The sequence below is a fragment of the Arthrobacter sp. V1I9 genome, from assembly GCF_030817075.1.
In the GTDB taxonomy this organism is placed as follows: Bacteria; Actinomycetota; Actinomycetes; order Actinomycetales; family Micrococcaceae; genus Arthrobacter.
Genome location: NZ_JAUSYU010000001.1, coordinates 1504709 through 1524461 on the forward strand (window position 1 = coordinate 1504709; position 19753 = coordinate 1524461).

The following is a 19753-nucleotide window of genomic DNA, read 5'->3' on the forward strand; positions in this document are numbered from 1 at the left end:
CGACCCACCGCTGCTGGGCCGCCCGCGTGGCTGCCCGCGCTACTCAGCCCGCGCGGTACCGGACCATTCCGCGGGTCCTGACGATCCGGCGTCGTACTCCTCCAGCGGAACCGTGCCCTGTTGCCATGCCTTCAGGACCGGTTCCACGATCCGCCAGCAGTCCTCTGCCGTATCGCCACGGACCGAAAGCAGCGGGTCTCCGGCCAGGACGCCCTCCAGCACTTCGCCATAGGGGAGGAGCTCCGAGGCGCTCAATTCCGCTTCAAGGGTGAGCCGGCTGAGGCTGAGGATCTCACCGGGGCCGTTCACGTCGACGTCGAGCTGGAGGGTGTCCGGCCCAAAGCCGATCCGGAGCTGGTTGGGCGCGTCCACGCCCGTAAAACCCTGGGGAAGGTGGGGGACCGGCCGGAACGTCACCACGGCCTCCTTGCGCTTGGCGCCCATGGCTTTGCCCGAGCGCAGGATGAACGGAACGCCCTTCCAGCGCCAGTTATCGATCCCCACCTGGATCTGCGCCAGGGTTTCGGTGCCCCGCGACGCGTCGACGCCGTCCTCCTTGGCGTAGTCAGGCACTTCCTTCCCTGCCACCGTCCCGGACGTGTAGCGCGCCCTCCTGGTTGAAGCCGCGTAGGGGGCACCGACGCTGCTGGCGCGCAGGACCGTGGAGACGGCGTCGCGCAGGTCCCGTTCGCTGATGGTCGACGGCGGCTCCATCGCCATCAGGGCCATAATCTGGAGCAGGTGGCTCTGGATCATGTCCCGGAGTGCGCCGGCGCCGTCGTAGTAGCGGGCGCGGCCCTCCAGGGCGAGGTCCTCGTCGAAAATGATCTCCACTTTCTCCACGTGCTGGCGGTTCCAGACGGGCTCCAGGAAGTTGTTGGCAAAGCGCAGGCCCAGGATGTTCAGCACTGTGGCCTTGCCCAGGAAGTGGTCAACCCGGTGGATATGGTCCTCCGGTACCAGCCGCACCAGGGTCCGGTTAAGCGAGCGGGCTGATTCCTCGCTGGAGCCGAAGGGCTTTTCCATGACCAGCCGCGTGCCGGGCGGAACCTGCTCAGGCCGGAGGGCCTCGCAGGCGAGCTGGCTGATCCGGGGCGGCAGTGCGAAGTAGACGGCGGTGGGACCCTCAAGGGTGGCGAGCAGTGATGCCAGCGCGCCGTCCGCCGTGACGTCCAGCTGGTGGTAGACGGTTTCCTTTTCCAAATCCTCCAGTGCCCGAACGCCGTCCGGGCCAGCGGACCCCGCGGATGCCGCAAAGGACGTACCCACCCTTTCCCGCCACTGTTCCGGGGTCCAGGGATCGGAGCCTGCCCCGACGAGCCGGAGCCCCGCCGCGCGGCCCTTGGCCACAAGCCGCGCCAGCCCTGGCAGGAGCAGCCGGCCGGTGAGGTCGCCGGAAGCGCCGAGGATAAGCAGGGTTTTTACTGTTGTTTGGCTCGTCATTTTGCCAGCATGCCACCTTGCGGGCCCGACTTGGTACCCTAGATAGTCGAGTCCTGATCATCCACTGAAAGAAGTGCACGGCGCGTGTTCAATTCACTCTCTGACCGGTTGACAGCAACCTTCAAGAATCTCCGCGGCAAGGGCCGCCTCACTGAGGCGGATGTTGACGCCACAGTCCGCGAGATCCGCCGCGCCCTCCTGGACGCGGACGTTGCCGTCCCCGTTGTCCGTGAATTCACGGCCAGGGTGCGTGAGCGCGCCCTGGGTGCCGAAGTTTCCGGTGCACTGAACCCCAGCCAGCAGATCGTCAAGATCGTCAATGAGGAACTGGTGGAGATCCTCGGCGGAGAGACCCGCCGCATCCGCCTGGCCAAAAACGGGCCCACCATCATCATGCTTGCCGGCCTCCAGGGTGCCGGTAAGACCACCCTTGCCGGCAAGCTGTCCAAGTGGCTGAAAGCGCAGGGCCACAGTCCCATGCTGGTGGCCTGTGACCTGCAGCGACCCAACGCCGTCACCCAACTCCAGGTGGTTGGTGAGCGGGCCAAGGTGCCTGTGTTCGCGCCCCACCCCGGAGCCACGTCATCCGAACTTGAGCACCCTGCCGGTGATCCGGTGGCGGTGGCCCGCGCCGGTGTTGAGGAAGCCCGGCAAAAGCTGCACGACGTCGTTATTGTCGACACCGCCGGACGCCTTGGCGTGGACGCCGACATGATGGAGCAGGCGCGCCAGATCCGCCGCGCCATCGTGCCCAACGAAGTCCTGTTCGTCCTTGACGCCATGATCGGCCAGGACGCCGTGAACACGGCGCACGCCTTCGATGAGGGCGTGAACTTCACTGGCATCGTGCTGTCCAAGCTCGACGGCGACGCCCGCGGCGGTGCCGCGCTTTCGGTTGCGTCGGTCACCGGCAAGCCCGTGATGTTTGCTTCCACCGGTGAAGGCCTCGACGACTTCGAGCTCTTCCACCCGGACCGGATGGCCTCGCGCATCCTCGACATGGGTGACGTCCTCACGCTCATTGAGCAGGCCGAGAAGTCCTGGGACAAGGATGAAGCCGCCCGGATGGCGAAGAAGTTCGCCGACCAGGAGGACTTCACCCTGGACGACTTCCTGGCGCAGATGCAGCAGATCCGCAACATGGGCTCCATGAAGAAGATGCTCATGATGATGCCGGGCGCGCAGAACATCCGCCAGCAGCTTGAGCAGTTCGACGAGCGCGAGATTGACCGCGTCGAGGCTATCGTCCGGTCCATGACGCCGCACGAGCGTGTGGCTCCCAAGATCATCAACGGCTCCCGCCGGGCCCGCATCGCCCGCGGTTCCGGCGTGCACGTCTCCGAGGTCAACGGCCTCCTGGAGCGCTTCGCGCAGGCCCAGAAGATGATGAAGAAGATGGCCCAGGGCGGGATGCCGGGCATGCCTGGTATGCCGGGGATGCCCGGAGCGGGCGGCGGCGGCGCGCGCAAGAACGCCAAGAACGCCCCCAAGAAAAAGGCCAAGTCCGGCAACCCCGCCAAGGCCGCCCAGGAGCGCAAGGATGCTGAGGCCCGCCGTGCCAATGCAGCCAAGGCGCTGCCCACCGGAGCTGCGTTCGGCCAGCAAACAGGCGACTTCGATCCTTCGCAGCTGAACCTGCCCAAGGGTTTCGACAAGTTCCTCGGCCAGTAACCCCTGTCCCAACTGACTGGCACATAACGCTTTGAAACGCGCTTTTCGGTGCACGAACTGCAAGTCAGTTGGGGCGGTCCCCGGGGATGTCGGTGCCGTGGAATAGGGTTGGGTCATGTTCAAGCAGAGGGTAGTGTTCGTGCACGGCGCCGGCAGCTTCGGCTCCGCGGCCTGGCCGCGCCAGCACGGCATGGCACTGTCCTATGACGCACTGTTCCTGCGCCGCCACGGCTACGATCCGGTGGCGGAGCCCGTAGAGTCCTCCTTCAAGGAGGACACCGCCATTGTGTTGCGGTCCCTTGCCGACGACGGCAGGGGTGCTGCCGGAGGGCATATCGTGGCGCACGCCCAAGGAGCCATCTCAGCCATGATGGCAGCCGTCGAACGTCCGGACCTGGTTTTTTCCTTGACGCTGGTGGAGCCGGCCTGCCTGTCCCTGACAGCCGAGCTGCCGGCCACGGCGGCGCACATCGGTCTTATGCAGCCACTGTTCGACGTCCGGCACCAAATGAGTGACCAGGATTTCCAGCGCGAGTTTGTCCGCAGGGTCTACGCCACGGACCTGCAACAGCCGGCCACGGTGGAGGAGAAGCGTTCCGCCAGGCGGCTCCGGCTCCAGGCCGCCTCCTGGGAAGCCCCGCTGCACATTGTTCCCGGCGTTCCCACCCTTGTCCTGACCGGTGGATGGGAGCCGCTTTACGAGGAAATTGCCGGGTACCTGCGGGAAACCGGCGCCCTGCACCGCACGGCGGCGGGAGGACACCGGCCCCAGGACTCCCGCGAAGGGGACCGCATCATCCGCTCGTTCATCAGCGACGTGAGCCGGGTCCAGTCAGCCCGGGCCTCTTAGACGCCCGGGCGTCCGGCGGAGACGCGCGGCTCAGGCAGGTAGACCTTGCCGCCGGCGGCCAGGAATTCCTGGCTCTTGTCCCGCATCCCGGACGCCAGCTTTGCAAGTGCCGCCTGGGACTCCGCTGAACCGTATTCGTCCCGGATATCCTGGCTGATCCTCATCGAGCAGAACTTTGGACCACACATGGAGCAGAAGTGCGCGGTTTTGGCGGGTTCCGCAGGAAGGGTCTCGTCGTGGAATGCCTCGGCCGTCACGGGATCGAGGGACAACGCGAACTGGTCCCGCCAGCGGAACTCGAACCGCGCCTTGGACAGCGCGTCATCGCGTTCGTGCGCACCCGGGTGGCCCTTGGCGAGGTCTGCTGCGTGCGCCGCAATCTTGTAGGTGATCACCCCTGTTTTGACGTCGTCCTTGTTGGGCAGGCCAAGATGTTCCTTGGGGGTGACGTAGCACAACATGGCGGTGCCGTAGCGGGCGATCTCCGTGGCACCGATGGCAGACGTGATGTGGTCGTACCCCGGCGCCACGTCGGTAACCAGCGGCCCCAACGTGTAGAAGGGCGCCCCCTTGCACAGCTCCTGCTGGCGTTCGACGTTCTCCCGGACCAGGTGGAACGGTATGTGGCCGGGGCCCTCCACCATCACCTGCACGTCGTATTCCCAGGCGCGCTGCGTCAGCTCGGCCAGGGTGTCCAGTTCGGCGAACTGCGCGGCATCGTTGGCGTCCGCCGTCGCGCCGGGTCGCAGGCCGTCGCCCAACGAAAACGCGACGTCGTACCTGGCGAAGATTTGGCAAAGCTCGTCGAAGTGCGTGTAAAGGAAGTTTTCGCGGTGATGCGCCAGGCACCAGCCTGCCATGATCGACCCGCCGCGGGACACGATGCCGGTCACCCGGTTGGCGGTCAGGGGAACGTACCGGAGCAGGACTCCGGCGTGGATGGTCATGTAGTCCACGCCTTGTTCGCACTGCTCTATGACGGTATCGCGGAATATTTCCCAGGTCAGCGCGTTCGCTTCGCCGTTGACCTTCTCAAGGGCCTGGTAGATGGGGACGGTGCCGATCGGAACCGGCGAGTTGCGGATGATCCATTCCCTGGTGGTGTGGATATCGTCGCCGGTGGACAGGTCCATGACGGTGTCAGCGCCCCACTGCGTGGCCCACTGCAGCTTGTCCACCTCTTCCGCGATGGAACTGGTGACGGCCGAGTTGCCGATGTTGGCGTTGATCTTCACCAGGAAGGCCTTGCCGATGATCATGGGTTCGGACTCGGGGTGGTTGATGTTGTTGGGAATGATGGCGCGGCCGGCAGCCAGTTCGCTGCGGACCAGTTCCACATCGCAGTTCTCCCGCAGCGCCACGAAACGCATTTCCGGCGTGATGGTGCCCTGCCGTGCATAGTGCATCTGCGTCACCGTCCTGCCTTCGATGGCGCGGCTCGGCACGGGCGGCGTGCCCTTCCACTCCACGCTGGCGGCACCGCGGCGGACAGCCGAGCGGCCGTCATCGAACAGGTTCCGTCCCCTGCCGCCGTAGGTTTCCGTGTCTCCACGTGCTGCTATCCACTCGGCGCGGAAGGGGTTGAGTCCACGGACGGGGTCGCTTCCCGGGCCGGCCGTCCGGTAGGTGCGAAACGGGCCGTTGGCCTCGCCGTTTGGCGAGTCCGCCAGGGAAATCTCAGTGACGGGCACCCGGATACCAGAGGTTTCATCGTGGATATAGGCCAGCGAATGGGACTTCAGCGACTGGGTAACAAGTGGCTGGTCCTGGCCGCCGGCCGTCATACCGGACGGAATGTGGGCAGGGCTCAGCTGTGCTTTTGGTGTACTCAAGGGAATACTCACTTCCTTCGCCGGCATTACCCGGACAGGTTCAACGGTCGCAGGCTGCGTTAGCCCGATCTCAGCCCCTGCAGGGGCACCCGTGTGGTCAGGAACGAAGCTACCACAGCCGTCCGGGAGCGGCTTGTCACATTGCCGGTGCTAGCCTGACTGGCGAGGAAGAGGGACCAAATGGCGGAAATTATAGAATTCAGCGGCCCGGTGCTCACCGGGCCGGACACCGTGCGGCGGGGACTGTGGTCCGTTGACGGGCTGTTGACCTTCACCCGGCCGCCGCACGTTCCCGGACGGGTCCTGGACGGCTGGGTGCTTCCGGGCTTCGTTGATGCCCACTGCCACATCGGGCTGGGACCCGGCGGCGCGGTGGATCCTGCGACGGCGGAGGAACAGGCCCGGACGGACCTGAACGCAGGCACACTGCTGGCCCGGGACGCCGGTTCCCCTGCTGACACCCGCTTCCTGCAGGACAGCCGCGACGCGCCGGTGCTGATCCGGGCCGGCAGGCATCTAGCCAGGACCGGCCGGTACTTACGGGGTTTCGCTGAGGAAGTTGAACCGGACGGCCTGGTGGAAGCCGTCCGGAAGCAGGCCCGGGACGGCGACGGCTGGGTCAAGCTTGTGGGGGACTGGATCGACCGCGGCGCCGGTGACCTGGCGCCGTCGTTTCCCGCCGCCGTCGTTAGGGACGCTGTCCAGGCGGTGCATGACGAAGGCGCCCGGATCACCGCGCATTGCTTTGCCGAAGACACCCTGGACCAAATGCTGGACGCGGGTATCGACTGCATCGAACACGCCACCGGGCTCCTGCCGCGGCACCTCCCGCGGTTCGTGGAGCAGGGCGTACCCATCGTTCCCACCCTCATCAACATCGCCACGTTCCCGGACATCGCCGCGCAGGCGGAGCCCAAGTTTCCCCGCTACGCCGCACACATGCGCGCGCTGTGGGAGCGCCGGGCGGAGCGGGTGCTGGAGGCGTACGCGGCGGGGGTGCAGATCTACGCCGGTACCGATGCCGGCAGCGTCATACGGCACGGCAGGATCGCCGATGAAATCCTTGCCCTCCATCACGCAGGGCTTCCCATGGCCGCTGCCCTCGACGCCGCCTGCTGGGGCGCCCGGGAGTGGCTGGGCGCCGAGGGTCTGCAGGAGGGAGCCCGCGCCGACGTCGTGCTGTGCAGGGAGGATCCGCGGAAGGTTCCGGAAACGGTCAGCGGGCTGGCACACGTTGTGCTGGGCGGCCGCGTCCTTCGTTGATGCCGGCATCGGGAGGAACTTTTGCGGCACTTGGAATAAATTGAAGCTTCAAGTAATTTTAATAGTCATAGGCCCCCACCCCAAAGGGCCCCAGCACCGGGAGTTCCCACATGACTGCAGAAGCCGCAAGCCAGGACCTTCTTCCCGCCGACCTCACCATGGGCGCCGTGATGCTCAAGGTCGGCGACATGAAGGTTATGACCGATTACTACCAGCGGGCCCTTGGGCTTGAGGTTGTCGCCGAGCAGGACGGCGGAATCTACCTCGGCCGCCTGCAGAAGCCCCTGGTCCACCTTGCGCCCGCTCCCGGGCTGAACCTCCCGGGCAGGGGAGAGGCCGGCCTCTTCCATACGGCGCTGCTGTTTGACAACCAGGCAGACCTCGCAGCCACCATCGCCACCGCGGCACAGTTCGAGCCCCGCTCGTTCACGGGCAGCGCCGATCACCTCGTCAGTGAGGCCTTCTACTTCAACGACCCGGAGGGTAACGGCATCGAGCTGTACTGGGACCGGCCGCGGAGCAACTGGTCCTGGAACGGCACGGACGTGGTCATGGATAGCCTGGCCCTGCCGCCGCAGCGCTACCTGGAACAGCACCTCACCGAAGAATCCCTCGAGCGCCAGCGTGGAAGCGTGGCGGGAGTGGGCCACGTCCATCTTCAGGTGGGCGACGTCCAGTCGGCACGGGACTTCTATGTAGGAATCCTTGGGTTTGAAAAGACCGCGGGCTGGCACGGGCAGGCATTGTTTGTCTCCGCCGGCGGCTACCACCACCACATGGCCATGAATGTCTGGAACAGCCGTGGCGCCGGGCCCCGCAAGGACACACTCGGCCTCGGCGAGGTACTCATCGAGGTGCCGTCCGGAGACGACGTCGGGGCTCTCGCGGACCGCCTGAAGGTCGCAGGGCTGCCGGCCCACCACACTGGCGCGGAACTGCGGTTCGAGGATCCCTGGCGCAACAGGATCCGGGTGGCCGTCCGCTGACGCTTGCGCCCCCTGCCCAGGGCCCGCCGCGCCTGGGCCGGCGCGGGCTTTGTACTAGGCTGAAGCCGAACGGCCGGGGCGGCGGGCGCCGCTTTCCTGAAGGCCGCACCGTCGACGTAATGAGGGCAATTCCCATGGGCTTTACCGAAATCTTTGTGGCCACCCACGAAGGCGCGCTGAAGCGCGCCGGAATCCTGGACCAGGGCGGAAGCGCGCCCGCCGGCGATGCTGTCAGGATCCAGGGAATCAGTGATTTCGAAGTAGAGCAGCTCGGCGACCTGGCCGGCACAGCGGTGCACGCCGGTGGGGCCGACTATGAGCTGACCATGGTGGACGTTTCGAGCGATTCGCTGCTGGCTGTCCCGCCCGCCATGGTCCGTGCCCTTGCGGACCTGCTCTCCTATGAAACCGAGGGGGAAGGCAACGTCCTCGACGACGTAGCCGAGCAGTGGGCAGCCCAGGACGACATGCCGTTCGAAGCAGCCCAGGCACGGACCTATGTGCAGCAGCTGGCGGAACTGGCCGGCGGAATCGACGACGCAGAACGCACCGGCCTGTACGTCTGGTCCTCCTGACACCTCCGTCGGCTTCCCTGCCCGGTGACGGCAGGCGGGGTGCCAAGTCGAAATCCGGACGCTCATCTGGCACAATAAACAGGTACTCGATCTGCGTGGCCCCTCTCTCCGCGTCCGGATCCTGTCCTTCGAGCCCGCAAGTACGGCCCGCCCCACGGGTGCAGAACGCCGGGTTCACCCCCTTTCTGAAACAGGAGTGACCACAAAAGTGGCCGTAAAGATTCGCCTTAAGCGCTTTGGCAAAATGCGCGCACCGTACTACCGCATCGTCGTCGCAGACTCACGCACCAAGCGTGACGGCCGCGCCATCGAGGAGATCGGCAAGTACCACCCCACCGAAGAGCCCTCATACATCGAGGTCGACTCCGAGCGTGCCCAGTACTGGCTCTCCGTCGGCGCCCAGCCGTCCGAGCAGGTTGCCGCTATCCTGAAGATCACCGGTGACTGGCAGAAGTTCAAGGGCCTCCCGGGCCAGGAAGGCACCCTGAAGACCAAAGCTCCGAAGGAAGCCTTCGTTGCCCCGGAAAAGGGTTCTGTGATCATCCCGGAAGCCATCACCAAGAAGGCATCCAAGTCTGACGCAGCCGAGGCACCGGCCGAAGCAGAGACCACCGAGGCTGAGTAAATTGCTGGCAGAAGCGCTCGAACACCTGGTCCGGGGGATCGTCGATTCCCCGGATGACGTCAAGGTCAGCTCCAAGAGCAACCGCCGCGGGGACACCCTCGAGGTGCGGGTCCATCAGGACGACCTCGGACGGGTGATCGGCCGCCAGGGCCGCACGGCACGCGCACTGCGCACCGTTGTGGCAGCCCTGGCCGGCGGCGAACCGGTAAGGGTCGACGTCGTCGACACCGACCGCCGCCGCTGAGCGCTCAGCAACATCAGTTTTTTGCTCCGGCCCCTCCACCAAACGGTGGAGGGGCCGGAGTGCTTTCACCAGAACACCGCCAACCACATCCAAGACAGAGGAACACATGCAGCTCCAGGTGGCACGAATCGGCAAACCCCACGGCATCCGCGGGGAAGTTACGGTCCAGGTCCTGACGGACGCGCCTGGGGACCGGTTTGTGCCGGGTACCGAATTTGTGGTGGAACCGGCGTCCGCAGGTCCGCTTACCGTGAGCAGCGCCCGCTGGAACAAGGACATCCTCCTGCTGGGCTTCGACGAGATTGGGACCCGCAATGAAGCGGAGACCCTGCGTGGAGCCAAACTCTTCGTCGAAACCGAAGAGCTCGACGAGGACGACGACGAAGGCTGGTACGAACACGAACTGGTCGGACTCGAGGCCCGCGTCGGTTCCCGCGCAGTGGGCAAGGTCACCGCACTGAACACCATGCCCGTACAGGACCTTTTGATGGTCACCACCCCGGATGGGGAAGAGATCCTTATTCCCTTCGTTGAGCAGATCGTCCCCGAGGTCAACATCGAGGAAGGGTTCATCCTCCTCACCCCGCCGGACGGCCTGTTCGAGGTCAACTCGGACCAGGAAGCGGGGCCCGACCAGGATGGTGCGCCGGAAACTGAAGGCAAAGCGTAAATGCGGATCGACGTTGTCAGTATCTTTCCCGAGTACCTGGCGCCGCTGGAACTGTCGCTGATCGGCAAGGCACGCCAGGACGGGCTGCTGGACCTTCGTGTCCACGACCTCCGCGCCTTCACCACGGACAGGCACCGCACAGTGGATGACACACCCTACGGCGGCGGCGCCGGCATGGTGATGAAACCTGAACCGTGGGCCCAGGCACTCTCCTCGATCGCAACGGACCGTCCGGAAAATGCGGGCAAGCCGGTCCTGATCGTTCCATCGCCGGCGGGGGAGCGGTTTACGCAGGCCCTTGCCTACGAGCTGGCCGAGGAGGAACACCTGACGTTTGCCTGCGGGCGGTACGAGGGCATTGACGAGCGCGTCATCGAGTGGTCCCGCGAGCACTTCACCGTCCGCCCCGTCAGCTTGGGCGACTACGTCCTGAACGGCGGGGAAGTGGCCGTCCTGGCAATGGTGGAGGCCATCGGCAGGCTCCTGCCGGGCGTTGTTGGCAACCCCGAGTCGTTGGTGGAGGAGTCCCATTCCGACGGGCTGCTGGAGTACCCCGTCTACACTAAGCCTTCCGTCTGGCGGGAACGCGAAGTGCCGGCCGTGCTCCTCAGCGGCAACCACGGAAAAATTGCGCAGTGGCGCCGCAGCGAACAGTACCGACGGACGGCGGAGCGCCGCCCCGACCTGCTCGAAACGTTCGACGCCGGGAAGCTGCCGCGTGCCGACCGCACCGCCCTGCAGGACCTGGGGTACGACGTCGTCGACGGCCGTCTGCTGCGCCGCCCGGACGCGCCGGGGGAACAGCCGGACTGACCCGGCCGCCGGTGCGACGCGGAAGGAACCAAAATTGGCTGTACGTGGCGGACTGTGGCAAAATTAGTCCTTGTGTCTGCTGGGTCCGCACCTGCCACAGGGGGAGCGCAACCAACAGCTAAGGCAACCGTCCTCTTCAATCAGTGAAAGAGAACGGACCACTTACCTTTCGGCAGTAATTTCCGGTAGCGCTGCCAGCGTCCGGGCTTGGCTGCCGTGACCCAAAGTGAATGACCTGTGGCGTTCACCAGGAGTGCAATCATGCATATTCTCGATTCCGTAGATGCAGCTTCGCTGCGCACCGATGTTCCCGAGTTCCGCGCGGGTGACACCCTCAAGGTTCACGTGAACATCATCGAAGGCAAGAACTCCCGTGTCCAGGTATTCCAGGGCTTCGTCCTGGGCCGCCAGGGTGACGGCATCCGCGAGACCTTCACGGTCCGCAAGGTCTCCTTCGGCGTCGGCGTGGAGCGTACCTTCCCGGTACACTCCCCGATCATCGACAAGATCGAGCTCGTTACCAAGGGTGACGTGCGCCGCGCCAAGCTTTACTACATGCGTGCACTGCGCGGTAAGGCTGCGAAGATCAAGGAAAAGCGCGACTTCAGCACCGCCAAGTAAGTCCTTAACAGACCTACAAAGGCAGGGCCGCGGCCGTATCCGGCCAGCGCCGGAGCCATGCACCAGCGCCCAGGATACGGACTTATGGACCAGACAAAACGCCAGCCCCGAAAAACGGGCTGGCGTTTTGTGTTCCTCGCCCTTGTCCTGGCCATTGCCGTCAGCGGGCTGGTCCGCGCCCTGTGGCTCGACGTCTACTTCATTCCGTCCGCGTCCATGGAACCGGTCCTTGAGGGCGGGGACCGCATCCTGGTATCCCGCACCGATTTTCGGTCCGAACCCGTCCGGCGGGGCGACATCGTGGTGTTTGACGGCCGGGGAACCTTCGCGCCGCTTAACAGCGGCAAGGGGCCGCTCGCGGACGGCGCGTCCGCGATCACCCAATGGCTTGGCCTCACCGGCAGCGACACCACGTACGTAAAACGGATCATCGGCCTGCCAGGGGACACCGTGGTCTGCTGTGATGCCGACGGGAAGATCACCGTGAACGGCCAGCCGCTGGATGAGCCCTACATCTTTCCCGGAGATGCTCCCAGCACCGGGAAGTTCAGTGCCGAAGTGCCTGACGGGCGGCTGTGGCTGCTGGGTGACCACCGCTCGCTGTCGGCCGATTCCCGGAGCCTGCTCGGTGCTCCCGGCGGGGGAATGGTACCCGTGGACCGTGTTATCGGCAGGCCCGTCCAGATCATCTGGCCGCTTGATAGATTTGCTGAAGTACCTCGGCCGCCAGCGGCGGGCCCCTTAACAGAGAACGGACAGTAAATGCCCGAGAACCATGCGCGGACACCCGAACCGCGTCCCGACGGAGCTTCGGATTCCCGGGCCGACGCCGCACCCAAGGCAGCCGCACCTGGGGCAGCCGCCACGGGCCCGGAAGGACCTGCTCCCAAACAAGCCGGCAGCCGTGCTGCCGCCAAGGCCAGCGAGAAGGACGGCGGAAGCCAGGTGCTTGCCTGGCTGAAGGAAATTGCCACGGTGGTGGTGATCGCGGTGGTGCTCTCCTTCCTCATCAAGACCTTCCTGTTCCGGGCGTTCTTCATCCCCTCCGAGTCCATGGTCAACACGCTCGACGTTGATGACCGGATCTTTGTTAATCTCCTGGTGCCTGAACCCTTCTCGCTGAGCCGTGGTGACGTGGTGGTCTTCCGCGACACCAAGGGCTGGCTGCCGGCCGCGGAGGAAAGGGCCGACGGACCGTTCACCTGGGTCCAGGACGGCCTGACCTTCGTGGGCCTCCTGCCGGACAACTCCGAGCAGCACCTGGTCAAGAGGGTCATCGGTCTGCCAGGGGACCACGTGGTCTGCTGTGATGCCGGCGGTAAACTTACAGTCAACGGGACCGCCATCGACGAAAGCTACATCAACCCGGCTGAGGTTCCGCAGGTCCGCAACTTCGATGTGACTGTCCCCGAAGGCAAGGTGTGGGTGATGGGCGATAACAGGAACCATTCAGCTGACTCCAGGGCGCATATGGATTCCGACGGCGGCTTCATAGATATCGACGACCTCGAAGGCAAAGCCGCGGTCATCGCCTGGCCGCTGAACCGCATCACAGCCCTGGGCAACTATCCGGACGTGTTCCGAAACGTACCGGCGGCCCCCTGACCATGTCCTCCGCAGTTCAAGCCGGCACCGCCAAGGCCAGGCCGGCGACGACGGATCCCGCAACGGGTGGCGCCGCTAAGGGACGGGCTGGATCATCAAAGGTGGCCGCACGCCCTGCCAAGGCGCCCACTTTGAGGCACGAACGCACGTTCAAAGCCCAGGGTGCACGGCTGCTGGCCGGTGTGGACGAGGTGGGACGCGGCGCCCTTGCCGGTCCCGTGAGCGTAGGCATCGCCGTTGTGGACCTGGAGCGCCAGAGGCCGCTTGCCGGCGTGAAGGACAGCAAGCTCCTGAGCCCCGCCGAACGGGAACGGCTTGATCCACTGGTCCGCAGGTGGAGCGTGGCGTCCGCCGTAGGCCACGCATCGGCGCAGGAAATTGATTCCATCGGGATCATCGCGGCCCTGCGCCTGGCAGGCACCCGGGCCTGGCAGGAAATTCTCGCCGCAGGAGTCACCCCCGACCTGGTTCTTCTGGACGGCAGCCACAACTGGCTTTCTCCCGCAGACCAGCTGTCATTGTTTGACGAGCCGGTTCTTGACGCCGGTTGCGACGCACCAGTGCACACCAAGATTAAAGCCGACATGCAGTGCCTGAGCGTTGCCGCTGCCAGCGTCATCGCCAAAGTGGAGCGGGACAGGATGATGCGCGAAATCCACGCTGAGTACCCGGACTTCGGGTGGGACATCAACAAGGGCTACGCCACCGTCCTGCACCGGGACGTCCTCCGCGCGGCAGGGCCCACGCCCTACCACCGCGTCAGCTGGCGCCTGCTCGGCGGGGAACTGCTGGCCGGCAGTGCGGTTAGCGGCGACGAAGCCGGCACCGAAGACTGACACCGGCCGGGCGCGGACGCCAGCGGCGCCGGAGATGGTGCAAGATGGAATCATGAGTGCTGAGGACCTTGAAAACTATGAGACCGACATGGAGCTGCAGCTCTACCGTGAATACCGCGACGTCGTCGGCCTGTTCAGCTACGTTGTCGAGACCGAACGGCGCTTCTACCTTGCCAACCACGTAGACCTGCAGGCCCGCAGCGCCGACGGCGAGGTCTACTTCGACCTGACCCTGCAGGACGCCTGGGTGTGGGACGTGTACCGCTCCGCACGGTTCGTCAAAAGCGTCCGTGTCCTCACCTTCAAGGACGTCAATGTCGAAGAGCTCCCGCGCAACGAGGAACTGGCGTTGCCCAAGGATGTCGACCTGGGCCAGTAGCCCCCTTCAACTCGCGGCTTTTCCTGCGCTGATGGCTCTCCCTGTCCTGCTGACTGTTCCTGCACAGGGGCCGTAGTACACATACGGGATAAGCTCCCTTACCTTCGCAACCACGCCGCCGCAGGCTGGTTGCGGAGGTAGAAATGAAATCAAAAGACCTGTTGGGCCGGCACGGCGAGGACCTCGCGGTTGGCTATCTTGAGTCCTTGGGCATGCTGGTGGTGGAGCGCAACTGGCGCTGCACCGAAGGCGAAATAGACATCGTGGCGCTTGACGGCGACGCCCTGGTGATTGCCGAAGTAAAGACACGCCGTTCCCTCGACTACGGGCACCCCTTCGAGGCTGTTGGCCCGGAGAAACTGGCCCGCCTGCACCGGCTCGGCTCAGCGTGGTGCCGTGACCGGGAGTTGCGGATGCCGCTGCGGCGGGTGGACGTGATCGCAGTAGTGGACGATGGCGTCGGCGAACCCCTGGTGGAGCACCTCAAGGGGGTGGGGTGAGTGGCCTTGGGAAGAACCTACTCCATCGCCCTGGTGGGCCTGAACGGGTACATCGTGGAAGTCGAGGCTGACATCGGCCAGACCTTGCCGGCATTTGTGCTCCTCGGATTGCCGGATGCTTCCTTGAACGAGGCCAAGGAACGCATCAGATCAGCCGCCAAGAACTCCGGCATACCGCTGAGCCGCCGGAAGATCACTGCCAACCTTATTCCTGCTTCCCTTCCCAAACGCGGGTCGGGTTTCGATCTGGCGGTTACCATGGCCGTGCTCCGCGCTGCGAACGACATCAAGCCCACCGGCAATACGGTCTTCATCGCTGAGCTGGGACTGGATGGCAGGTTGCGCCCGGTCCGCGGCATCCTTCCCGCCGTTATGGCGTCTGTCCAGGCCGGGTATCCGGACATTGTGGTGGCGCAGGCGAACCTGGCGGAGGCCGCCCTGGTGCCTGGTGCCAACGTCCGGGGATACCGCACCCTTGCCCGGCTGGCACTTGATTCCGGGGCGGACCCCCAGGAACTCGCGCTGGACTTCGAACCGGAGGACCCTGAACATGCCTGCGACGTCCCGGAGGAAGCAGGCGTGCACCCGGACATGGCGGACGTCTCCGGCCAGGGTGACGCCCGGCAGGCCCTGGAAGTGGCAGCGGCCGGAGCGCACCACCTGCTCCTCACGGGACCTCCCGGCGCCGGCAAAACAATGCTGGCGGAGCGCCTCCCCGGGCTGTTGCCGGACTTGGCGGACCACGAGGCCATGGAAGTCACTGCCATCCACTCGCTGTGCAGCCTGCCGTCGTCCTCGGTCCAGCTGCTGCGGCGGCCGCCCTTCGAAAGCCCGCACCACTCGGCGACAGCCGCAGCCATTATCGGCGGCGGCTCGGGCCTTCCGAGGCCGGGCGCCGCTTCCCGCGCCCACCGGGGCGTCCTGTTCCTTGACGAGGCGTCAAATCTAGGGCATACCACGGCGGGACACAAGGAACGTTGGCTAGGCAGTGAGCGGTCTTCGCGTCGGTTAGGTAGTTCCCGCCGTGTATGGCTTCCCTCCCATAGAGTCATAGCATGAAGCGAGAATCGACAGTGGCCGGGAGAAGTGTTGGATAGCTCTAGTGTCCTTTTTGAATTCCTTCCAAACCTGCTTGTCACCTTGGGGCCTGTCATTGCGCTGGTAACGGCGATTTGGGCCTTCAGGATACAGCGGGTGGAGGCCCAAAAGCTCCGCAGGGTCGATCTTCTGACCTTGCAACGGAAAGCCATCGCGGAACAACTTGCTGCGTGGCACGACTTAGACGCTGGGCACGACGAAAAGGGTGAGCAAACCACCAAAGATCTTTCTCCGGACAGGCTCAGCGATCTTATTGGTTCCTCTCTGGCGGCGTTCCAGGAGGTCGACGGGGAACTCGAAAAGAGTAAGAGCGAGATAAAGGCTGAGGACTCTGATCCGAAGCTCGCAAAGAAACGTCAAGTTGCACGAAGGACGGTGCTGCTGGCGCTCGTCGCACCAGTGATTATAGATCTGGCCATTCTGGTGGTGTCCCTGCCAGTAGCACTTCGCGTGAGTGGGGAATGGGCACTTCCTACCGCACTGTCGGTCATATTTCCGGCGACGAGTGGAAGTGGTTGGGCAGCACTTGTCATCACGTTCTTTGTCCCGCACATCGCCGCGACCTCCATTCTGGGATGGTGGGCCTTCCGAGTGCGAGAGCTTGACAGCGAAAAATTTGCCAAAGCCACCGAAACGGCCCGATCTCTCCTTGGCGGGTACATTGCTCTGCTTGCCCTTATCGCATGCGTCTACTACATCCACGTATTCGGAGTTGGTTGGTTCGATAACTTCGCGGTGTCCCTGAAGGAGCTCACGAAGCCTCTGCTGCCCATTCTTTCGGTTGCGGCCTTCGTGGCTACGTTTGGACCTGGGTATAGCAAATACACAGAAGGTCTGGCCGAGCTTGAGAAGAAATCAATACTTTCCCAGACTCCCTTGAGCGATGTGGATGAAGTAGCAGCGTCGTGATAAGTGAACTCTGGCTTGAGACAGCGGAAAGAGGCAATGATGGGCCACGATGACCTTAGTCCCGCTGACGGCGGCGCCTCATCAATCGACCGGCGGGGGAGTGATCCGGTCTGTTCGTTTGATCCGGAGACCGGCTTTACCGTCAACCCGAGCACCGTGGATGAGTTGCGCTGGTACACATACCTGAGTCCTGATCAGCTCGACGATGAAAGCTTGTTAGAGTCCAGGAATGACGACTGACTTCACCGCGGAAGCGGAGCAGCTGACAGGGGTATGCCGCGACATCTTCGGTGACGAATCTCGGTGGATAACCGCTGACGGCTACCCGCACAGCTTGGCCCTTTGCATCATCGACTCCATCTACTCAACCGGCTCGAACTATCAGGCCGTGATTAACGTGGTCAACGAGTACAGGGCATATCGGCGCGCTCAAGGTGGTGACGCTGACCGCGATGGCACCGAGGAACTGCTGGCCACGTTCAATGAGGCGGGAGGCAGCGCTGGCTGGGCAGAACTAGTCAACAACCGCAAGCCCGCTCACTCCAAGGCGAACGCTCCCCTGAAAGCGGAAGTTATCCGCCAAGCCGCTGAAGTGTTGCACTGCAAGCTCGGCTACAGGACGCGAGAAGACCTTCATACGGCGTACGCTAATGACGAGAGCCTTGAAGCTCTAAAAAAGGCCTGGCTGCGTCTGCCGAGCCAGCGCTCGGGGGTTACCTACAACTACCTACTCATCCTGGCCGGCTTCCAATCCGTGAAGCCTGACCGCATGGTGATCCGATTCATCGAAGAACACGTAGACCTTAGGGGTCGGAAGCTGACTCCTTCGGAGGCGGCGGAACTGATCAAGAAGGTCGCTGAGCTTTACCCCACTCAACCACGGCGACTGGATCACGTGATTTGGCGCCATGTCTCAGGGAGAGAAGTCTTTCGGGAAGAAGAAGTGAGCTCTAACGTGGGTGAGCCTGCCAAGTGACAGAGGATGAATGGGCTGACCTTGCACGGCAGCTTGTTGAGGCAGTAAAAGACGACGCCCCTAGTGCCACTGACTGGATCTCAGCCGTCTCTTCGGCTGCCACCCTTGCAATCGCGATCTTGGCTGCCTTAGTCGCGGCCTGGCAGCTGCGAGAGGCAAAAAAGGCTCGCATACAGACAAAGAAGCTTGAACTGGAGAAGGCTCAGCCCTACGTCGTCGTATATATGGAAGAGAGCATCAGCCCTGAGTTCATCGACCTGGTGATCCGAAACTATGGACAGACCGCTGCTTTTGACGTGAAGCTACAACTCGATCCATTGCCCACGAGGACGCAACAAGATGCAGAAGTAGTAGAGCTTCCAGAGGTGATCCCGGTGTTGGCACCTGGACAGGAGTGGCGCACCCACTGGGATTCAGCGACCGAGAGATATGATTCCGACCTTCCGGAACGGCACGAGGGAACCGTCACGTATTGGGGTCCAAGAGATGTTTACAAAGACAAGCTGACCTCGGAAGCAATTCTTGACTGGTCCATCTACAAGCTGCGACGCCGGATGGTCAAGTACGGAATCCATGATGTGGCCAGTTCCATAAGAGAGATGACCGTTACCCACAAGAAGTGGACCCAAGGCGCCCGTGGCTTGAGCGTCATTGCACGCGACGGTGACGCGCGGGATGAAAAGGAACGGCAAAAGTTCCTTGAAGGGATGGAAGAAGCTGAGGCCGCAAACCAGGGCCAAGCAAAAGAGTGATCATTGCTTCTTGAGAAGGCGTCGGAGTTCCGGCGCCTTTTTCACGTCGACTCTAAGTTTGACACCACTGGCTTTAGTGGATTTCTTCAGAAAGCTAACTAGGTCAAACTCTTTCATTCACGGTCTATTATATCAATTCTCTTATTGACAATAAATAGCCTTGCCTCATAATCAAGCGGCAGTAGTGATCGCATCCAGTGATTGCTAGTACCTGCACCTTGAAGGAGGTGAAACAAGATGGGCTACAAGTCGATTCGTACCTCTGATATCAGCGGCGAGATCTTGGCCGATGACAAAGTGATCACTGTCGTCGTCCGTAGCGCTGGCAAGCTGTTCGATGCTTCTGCTGAAGAACTGGTTGGCCTCAAGCGCGTGACGAACGTCGTCGAGCTTGAGCTGCGTCATCCGGATGGCAACAGCGAAGAGATCATCGTCAGCAAGGCTGACTTCGAGAAAGTCGTTACTGCCGAGGTCCTGGCCAACGCAGATAACATCCGCGGAAGAAGGAATGGTTTCAAACCGTCCGCCGACTAACCACCCATACACCCCGTCCAACTGCTTGATTCTTATCGCAGTTGGACGGGGTCTTTTCATTTGTGCCTCGAGAAGAGCGGGGTCGAATCCCCTCACAAAAGAGAAAAGCCCCACTCCGCAGGGGAGTGAGGCTGATCCCACGATCTAGGCAGGAACGACACGCACATGGTTGACGAACGCATTCCTCTCGGCGTGCAGCAGAACCGAGGTGTAGGCCTGCTCCCAGTCGTCAAAGACGCGCTCGTGCTGTCGCCATAGCATGTCTTCAATGAACTGCGCATGCACCATGAAGTGCTCGGTTTCAAGCAGTACCTTCTCGAACCATTCGGGTACGTCCTCATAGGCTCCCTGGTCATCCAGACGGCCGGCAAGGACAACATCGCCAACAGTTACATGCTTTCCTCTTGTGAAGGTGGCATGCACCCATCGGATCAGAGTTCCCCTCCGGTTGGTCGGTAGATCAAGGTAGGGTGCGCTCTCCAACTGGATGAGGGAGGCATCTGGCCGACTGATAGGGAAGCGCTCAACGGTTCCGCCAAGCGCATCTTCCAAGTCGGCAAACTCCTGCACC

At 63.4% G+C, this 19753-nt stretch carries 22 protein-coding genes, 1 pseudogene and 1 riboswitch; of the genes and pseudogenes, 20 read left to right on the forward strand and 3 right to left on the reverse strand.

All coding sequences use genetic code 11. The features are described from left to right. Positions 1 to 39 precede the first annotated feature (39 nt). The gene (locus QFZ70_RS07060) at positions 40 to 1443 is read right to left on the reverse strand and encodes a glucose-6-phosphate dehydrogenase (RefSeq protein WP_307094688.1); all 1404 of its coding nucleotides are present in this window, start codon (positions 1441 to 1443) and stop codon (positions 40 to 42) included. 84 nt (positions 1444 to 1527) lie between these two features. Here QFZ70_RS07060 and ffh point away from each other — a divergent pair, with 84 nt between their 5' ends. Both ffh and QFZ70_RS07070 read left to right on the forward strand, forming a co-directional pair. Continuing rightward, entirely contained in the window at positions 1528 to 3114 is a 1587-nt protein-coding gene (ffh, locus tag QFZ70_RS07065; protein WP_104042137.1) for a signal recognition particle protein, read from the forward strand. A gap of 115 nt (positions 3115 to 3229) precedes the next feature. After that, on the forward strand, positions 3230 to 3964 hold the full coding sequence (locus tag QFZ70_RS07070) for an alpha/beta fold hydrolase (RefSeq protein WP_307094689.1): 735 nt from the start codon (positions 3230 to 3232) through the stop codon (positions 3962 to 3964). Here QFZ70_RS07070 and thiC read toward each other — a convergent pair. Beyond that, positions 3961 to 5796 (reverse strand): phosphomethylpyrimidine synthase ThiC, encoded by a 1836-nt coding sequence (thiC, locus tag QFZ70_RS07075; RefSeq protein WP_373461552.1) that lies wholly within the window; start codon positions 5794 to 5796, stop codon positions 3961 to 3963. The two genes, QFZ70_RS07070 and thiC, sit on opposite strands and share 4 nt — an antisense overlap. Beyond that, a riboswitch (TPP riboswitch) is annotated at positions 5792 to 5899 on the reverse strand. It overlaps the preceding gene by 5 nt. 77 nt (positions 5900 to 5976) lie before the next feature. Here thiC and QFZ70_RS07080 point away from each other — a divergent pair. The 18 genes and pseudogenes from QFZ70_RS07080 (at position 5977) to QFZ70_RS07165 (ending at position 19182) form a co-directional block, all read left to right on the forward strand. After that, positions 5977 to 7059, forward strand: a complete 1083-nt coding sequence (locus QFZ70_RS07080) for an amidohydrolase family protein (RefSeq protein ID WP_307094690.1) — start codon at positions 5977 to 5979, stop codon at positions 7057 to 7059. A gap of 110 nt (positions 7060 to 7169) precedes the next feature. After that, positions 7170 to 8045, forward strand: a complete 876-nt coding sequence (locus QFZ70_RS07085; protein ID WP_307094691.1) for a VOC family protein — start codon at positions 7170 to 7172, stop codon at positions 8043 to 8045. A gap of 134 nt (positions 8046 to 8179) precedes the next feature. Next, positions 8180 to 8620 carry a hypothetical protein gene (locus tag QFZ70_RS07090; protein WP_307097825.1) on the forward strand — a complete coding sequence of 147 codons (441 nt, stop codon included), beginning with the start codon at positions 8180 to 8182 and terminating at the stop codon, positions 8618 to 8620. A gap of 208 nt (positions 8621 to 8828) precedes the next feature. Continuing rightward, positions 8829 to 9245 carry a 30S ribosomal protein S16 gene (gene rpsP / locus QFZ70_RS07095; protein ID WP_104042129.1) on the forward strand — a complete coding sequence of 139 codons (417 nt, stop codon included), beginning with the start codon at positions 8829 to 8831 and terminating at the stop codon, positions 9243 to 9245. A 1-nt stretch (position 9246) separates the two neighbouring features. Next, entirely contained in the window at positions 9247 to 9489 is a 243-nt protein-coding gene (locus tag QFZ70_RS07100) for an RNA-binding protein (protein WP_013601399.1), read from the forward strand. A gap of 106 nt (positions 9490 to 9595) precedes the next feature. Further along, entirely contained in the window at positions 9596 to 10159 is a 564-nt protein-coding gene (rimM, locus tag QFZ70_RS07105; RefSeq protein WP_307094692.1) for a ribosome maturation factor RimM, read from the forward strand. Beyond that, the gene (trmD, locus tag QFZ70_RS07110; protein WP_307094693.1) at positions 10160 to 10972 is read left to right on the forward strand and encodes a tRNA (guanosine(37)-N1)-methyltransferase TrmD; all 813 of its coding nucleotides are present in this window, start codon (positions 10160 to 10162) and stop codon (positions 10970 to 10972) included. A gap of 261 nt (positions 10973 to 11233) precedes the next feature. Continuing rightward, complete coding sequence (gene rplS, locus QFZ70_RS07115; protein WP_056632605.1) at positions 11234 to 11593, forward strand: 50S ribosomal protein L19; 360 nt, start codon at positions 11234 to 11236, stop codon at positions 11591 to 11593. Between the two features lie 84 nt (positions 11594 to 11677). Beyond that, positions 11678 to 12355 (forward strand): signal peptidase I, encoded by a 678-nt coding sequence (gene lepB, locus QFZ70_RS07120; RefSeq protein ID WP_307094694.1) that lies wholly within the window; start codon positions 11678 to 11680, stop codon positions 12353 to 12355. Next, positions 12356 to 13198, forward strand: a complete 843-nt coding sequence (gene lepB / locus QFZ70_RS07125) for a signal peptidase I (protein ID WP_307094695.1) — start codon at positions 12356 to 12358, stop codon at positions 13196 to 13198. Positions 13199 to 13200: 2 nt separating this feature from the next. Further along, positions 13201 to 14034 (forward strand): ribonuclease HII, encoded by an 834-nt coding sequence (locus QFZ70_RS07130; protein WP_307094696.1) that lies wholly within the window; start codon positions 13201 to 13203, stop codon positions 14032 to 14034. Positions 14035 to 14086: 52 nt separating this feature from the next. Continuing rightward, positions 14087 to 14413 (forward strand): DUF2469 domain-containing protein, encoded by a 327-nt coding sequence (locus QFZ70_RS07135; RefSeq protein WP_013601392.1) that lies wholly within the window; start codon positions 14087 to 14089, stop codon positions 14411 to 14413. 143 nt (positions 14414 to 14556) lie between these two features. Beyond that, complete coding sequence (locus tag QFZ70_RS07140) at positions 14557 to 14913, forward strand: YraN family protein (protein WP_104042119.1); 357 nt, start codon at positions 14557 to 14559, stop codon at positions 14911 to 14913. Continuing rightward, a pseudogene (locus QFZ70_RS07145) lies at positions 14914 to 15852 on the forward strand (YifB family Mg chelatase-like AAA ATPase); the annotation flags it as partial. It abuts the gene before it with no gap. Positions 15853 to 16107: 255 nt separating this feature from the next. Further along, entirely contained in the window at positions 16108 to 16920 is an 813-nt protein-coding gene (locus QFZ70_RS07150) for a hypothetical protein (RefSeq protein ID WP_307094698.1), read from the forward strand. Positions 16921 to 17149: 229 nt separating this feature from the next. Further along, positions 17150 to 17896: a hypothetical protein gene (locus QFZ70_RS07155; RefSeq protein WP_307094699.1), complete on the forward strand. Its 747-nt coding sequence runs from the start codon at positions 17150 to 17152 to the stop codon at positions 17894 to 17896. Then, positions 17893 to 18648: a hypothetical protein gene (locus QFZ70_RS07160; RefSeq protein WP_307094700.1), complete on the forward strand. Its 756-nt coding sequence runs from the start codon at positions 17893 to 17895 to the stop codon at positions 18646 to 18648. The genes QFZ70_RS07155 and QFZ70_RS07160 overlap by 4 nt, the downstream gene beginning before the upstream one ends. Before the next feature lie 237 nt (positions 18649 to 18885). Beyond that, on the forward strand, positions 18886 to 19182 hold the full coding sequence (locus tag QFZ70_RS07165; RefSeq protein ID WP_307094701.1) for a hypothetical protein: 297 nt from the start codon (positions 18886 to 18888) through the stop codon (positions 19180 to 19182). Between the two features lie 144 nt (positions 19183 to 19326). Here the strand turns inward: QFZ70_RS07165 and QFZ70_RS07170 are convergent, their stop codons facing one another. Next, positions 19327 to 19752: a hypothetical protein gene (locus QFZ70_RS07170; protein ID WP_307094702.1), complete on the reverse strand. Its 426-nt coding sequence runs from the start codon at positions 19750 to 19752 to the stop codon at positions 19327 to 19329. Between the last annotated feature and the right edge of the window lies 1 nt (position 19753).

What these genes read in the sequence shown, in the direction of transcription:
- lepB (WP_307094694.1), top strand. Translation starts at nt 11,678, where the DNA reads ATGGACCAGACAAAACGCCAGCCCCGAAAAACGGGCTGGCGTTTTGTG.
- QFZ70_RS07080 (WP_307094690.1), top strand. Translation starts at nt 5,977, where the DNA reads ATGGCGGAAATTATAGAATTCAGCGGCCCGGTGCTCACCGGGCCGGAC.
- rplS (WP_056632605.1), top strand. Translation starts at nt 11,234, where the DNA reads ATGCATATTCTCGATTCCGTAGATGCAGCTTCGCTGCGCACCGATGTT.
- lepB (WP_307094695.1), top strand. Translation starts at nt 12,356, where the DNA reads ATGCCCGAGAACCATGCGCGGACACCCGAACCGCGTCCCGACGGAGCT.
- QFZ70_RS07070 (WP_307094689.1), top strand. Translation starts at nt 3,230, where the DNA reads ATGTTCAAGCAGAGGGTAGTGTTCGTGCACGGCGCCGGCAGCTTCGGC.
- QFZ70_RS07135 (WP_013601392.1), top strand. Translation starts at nt 14,087, where the DNA reads ATGAGTGCTGAGGACCTTGAAAACTATGAGACCGACATGGAGCTGCAG.
- QFZ70_RS07060 (WP_307094688.1), bottom strand. Translation starts at nt 1,443, where the DNA reads ATGACGAGCCAAACAACAGTAAAAACCCTGCTTATCCTCGGCGCTTCC.
- QFZ70_RS07140 (WP_104042119.1), top strand. Translation starts at nt 14,557, where the DNA reads ATGAAATCAAAAGACCTGTTGGGCCGGCACGGCGAGGACCTCGCGGTT.
- trmD (WP_307094693.1), top strand. Translation starts at nt 10,160, where the DNA reads ATGCGGATCGACGTTGTCAGTATCTTTCCCGAGTACCTGGCGCCGCTG.
- QFZ70_RS07090 (WP_307097825.1), top strand. Translation starts at nt 8,180, where the DNA reads ATGGGCTTTACCGAAATCTTTGTGGCCACCCACGAAGGCGCGCTGAAG.
- QFZ70_RS07155 (WP_307094699.1), top strand. Translation starts at nt 17,150, where the DNA reads ATGACGACTGACTTCACCGCGGAAGCGGAGCAGCTGACAGGGGTATGC.
- QFZ70_RS07130 (WP_307094696.1), top strand. Translation starts at nt 13,201, where the DNA reads ATGTCCTCCGCAGTTCAAGCCGGCACCGCCAAGGCCAGGCCGGCGACG.
- rimM (WP_307094692.1), top strand. Translation starts at nt 9,596, where the DNA reads ATGCAGCTCCAGGTGGCACGAATCGGCAAACCCCACGGCATCCGCGGG.
- QFZ70_RS07085 (WP_307094691.1), top strand. Translation starts at nt 7,170, where the DNA reads ATGACTGCAGAAGCCGCAAGCCAGGACCTTCTTCCCGCCGACCTCACC.
- QFZ70_RS07165 (WP_307094701.1), top strand. Translation starts at nt 18,886, where the DNA reads ATGGGCTACAAGTCGATTCGTACCTCTGATATCAGCGGCGAGATCTTG.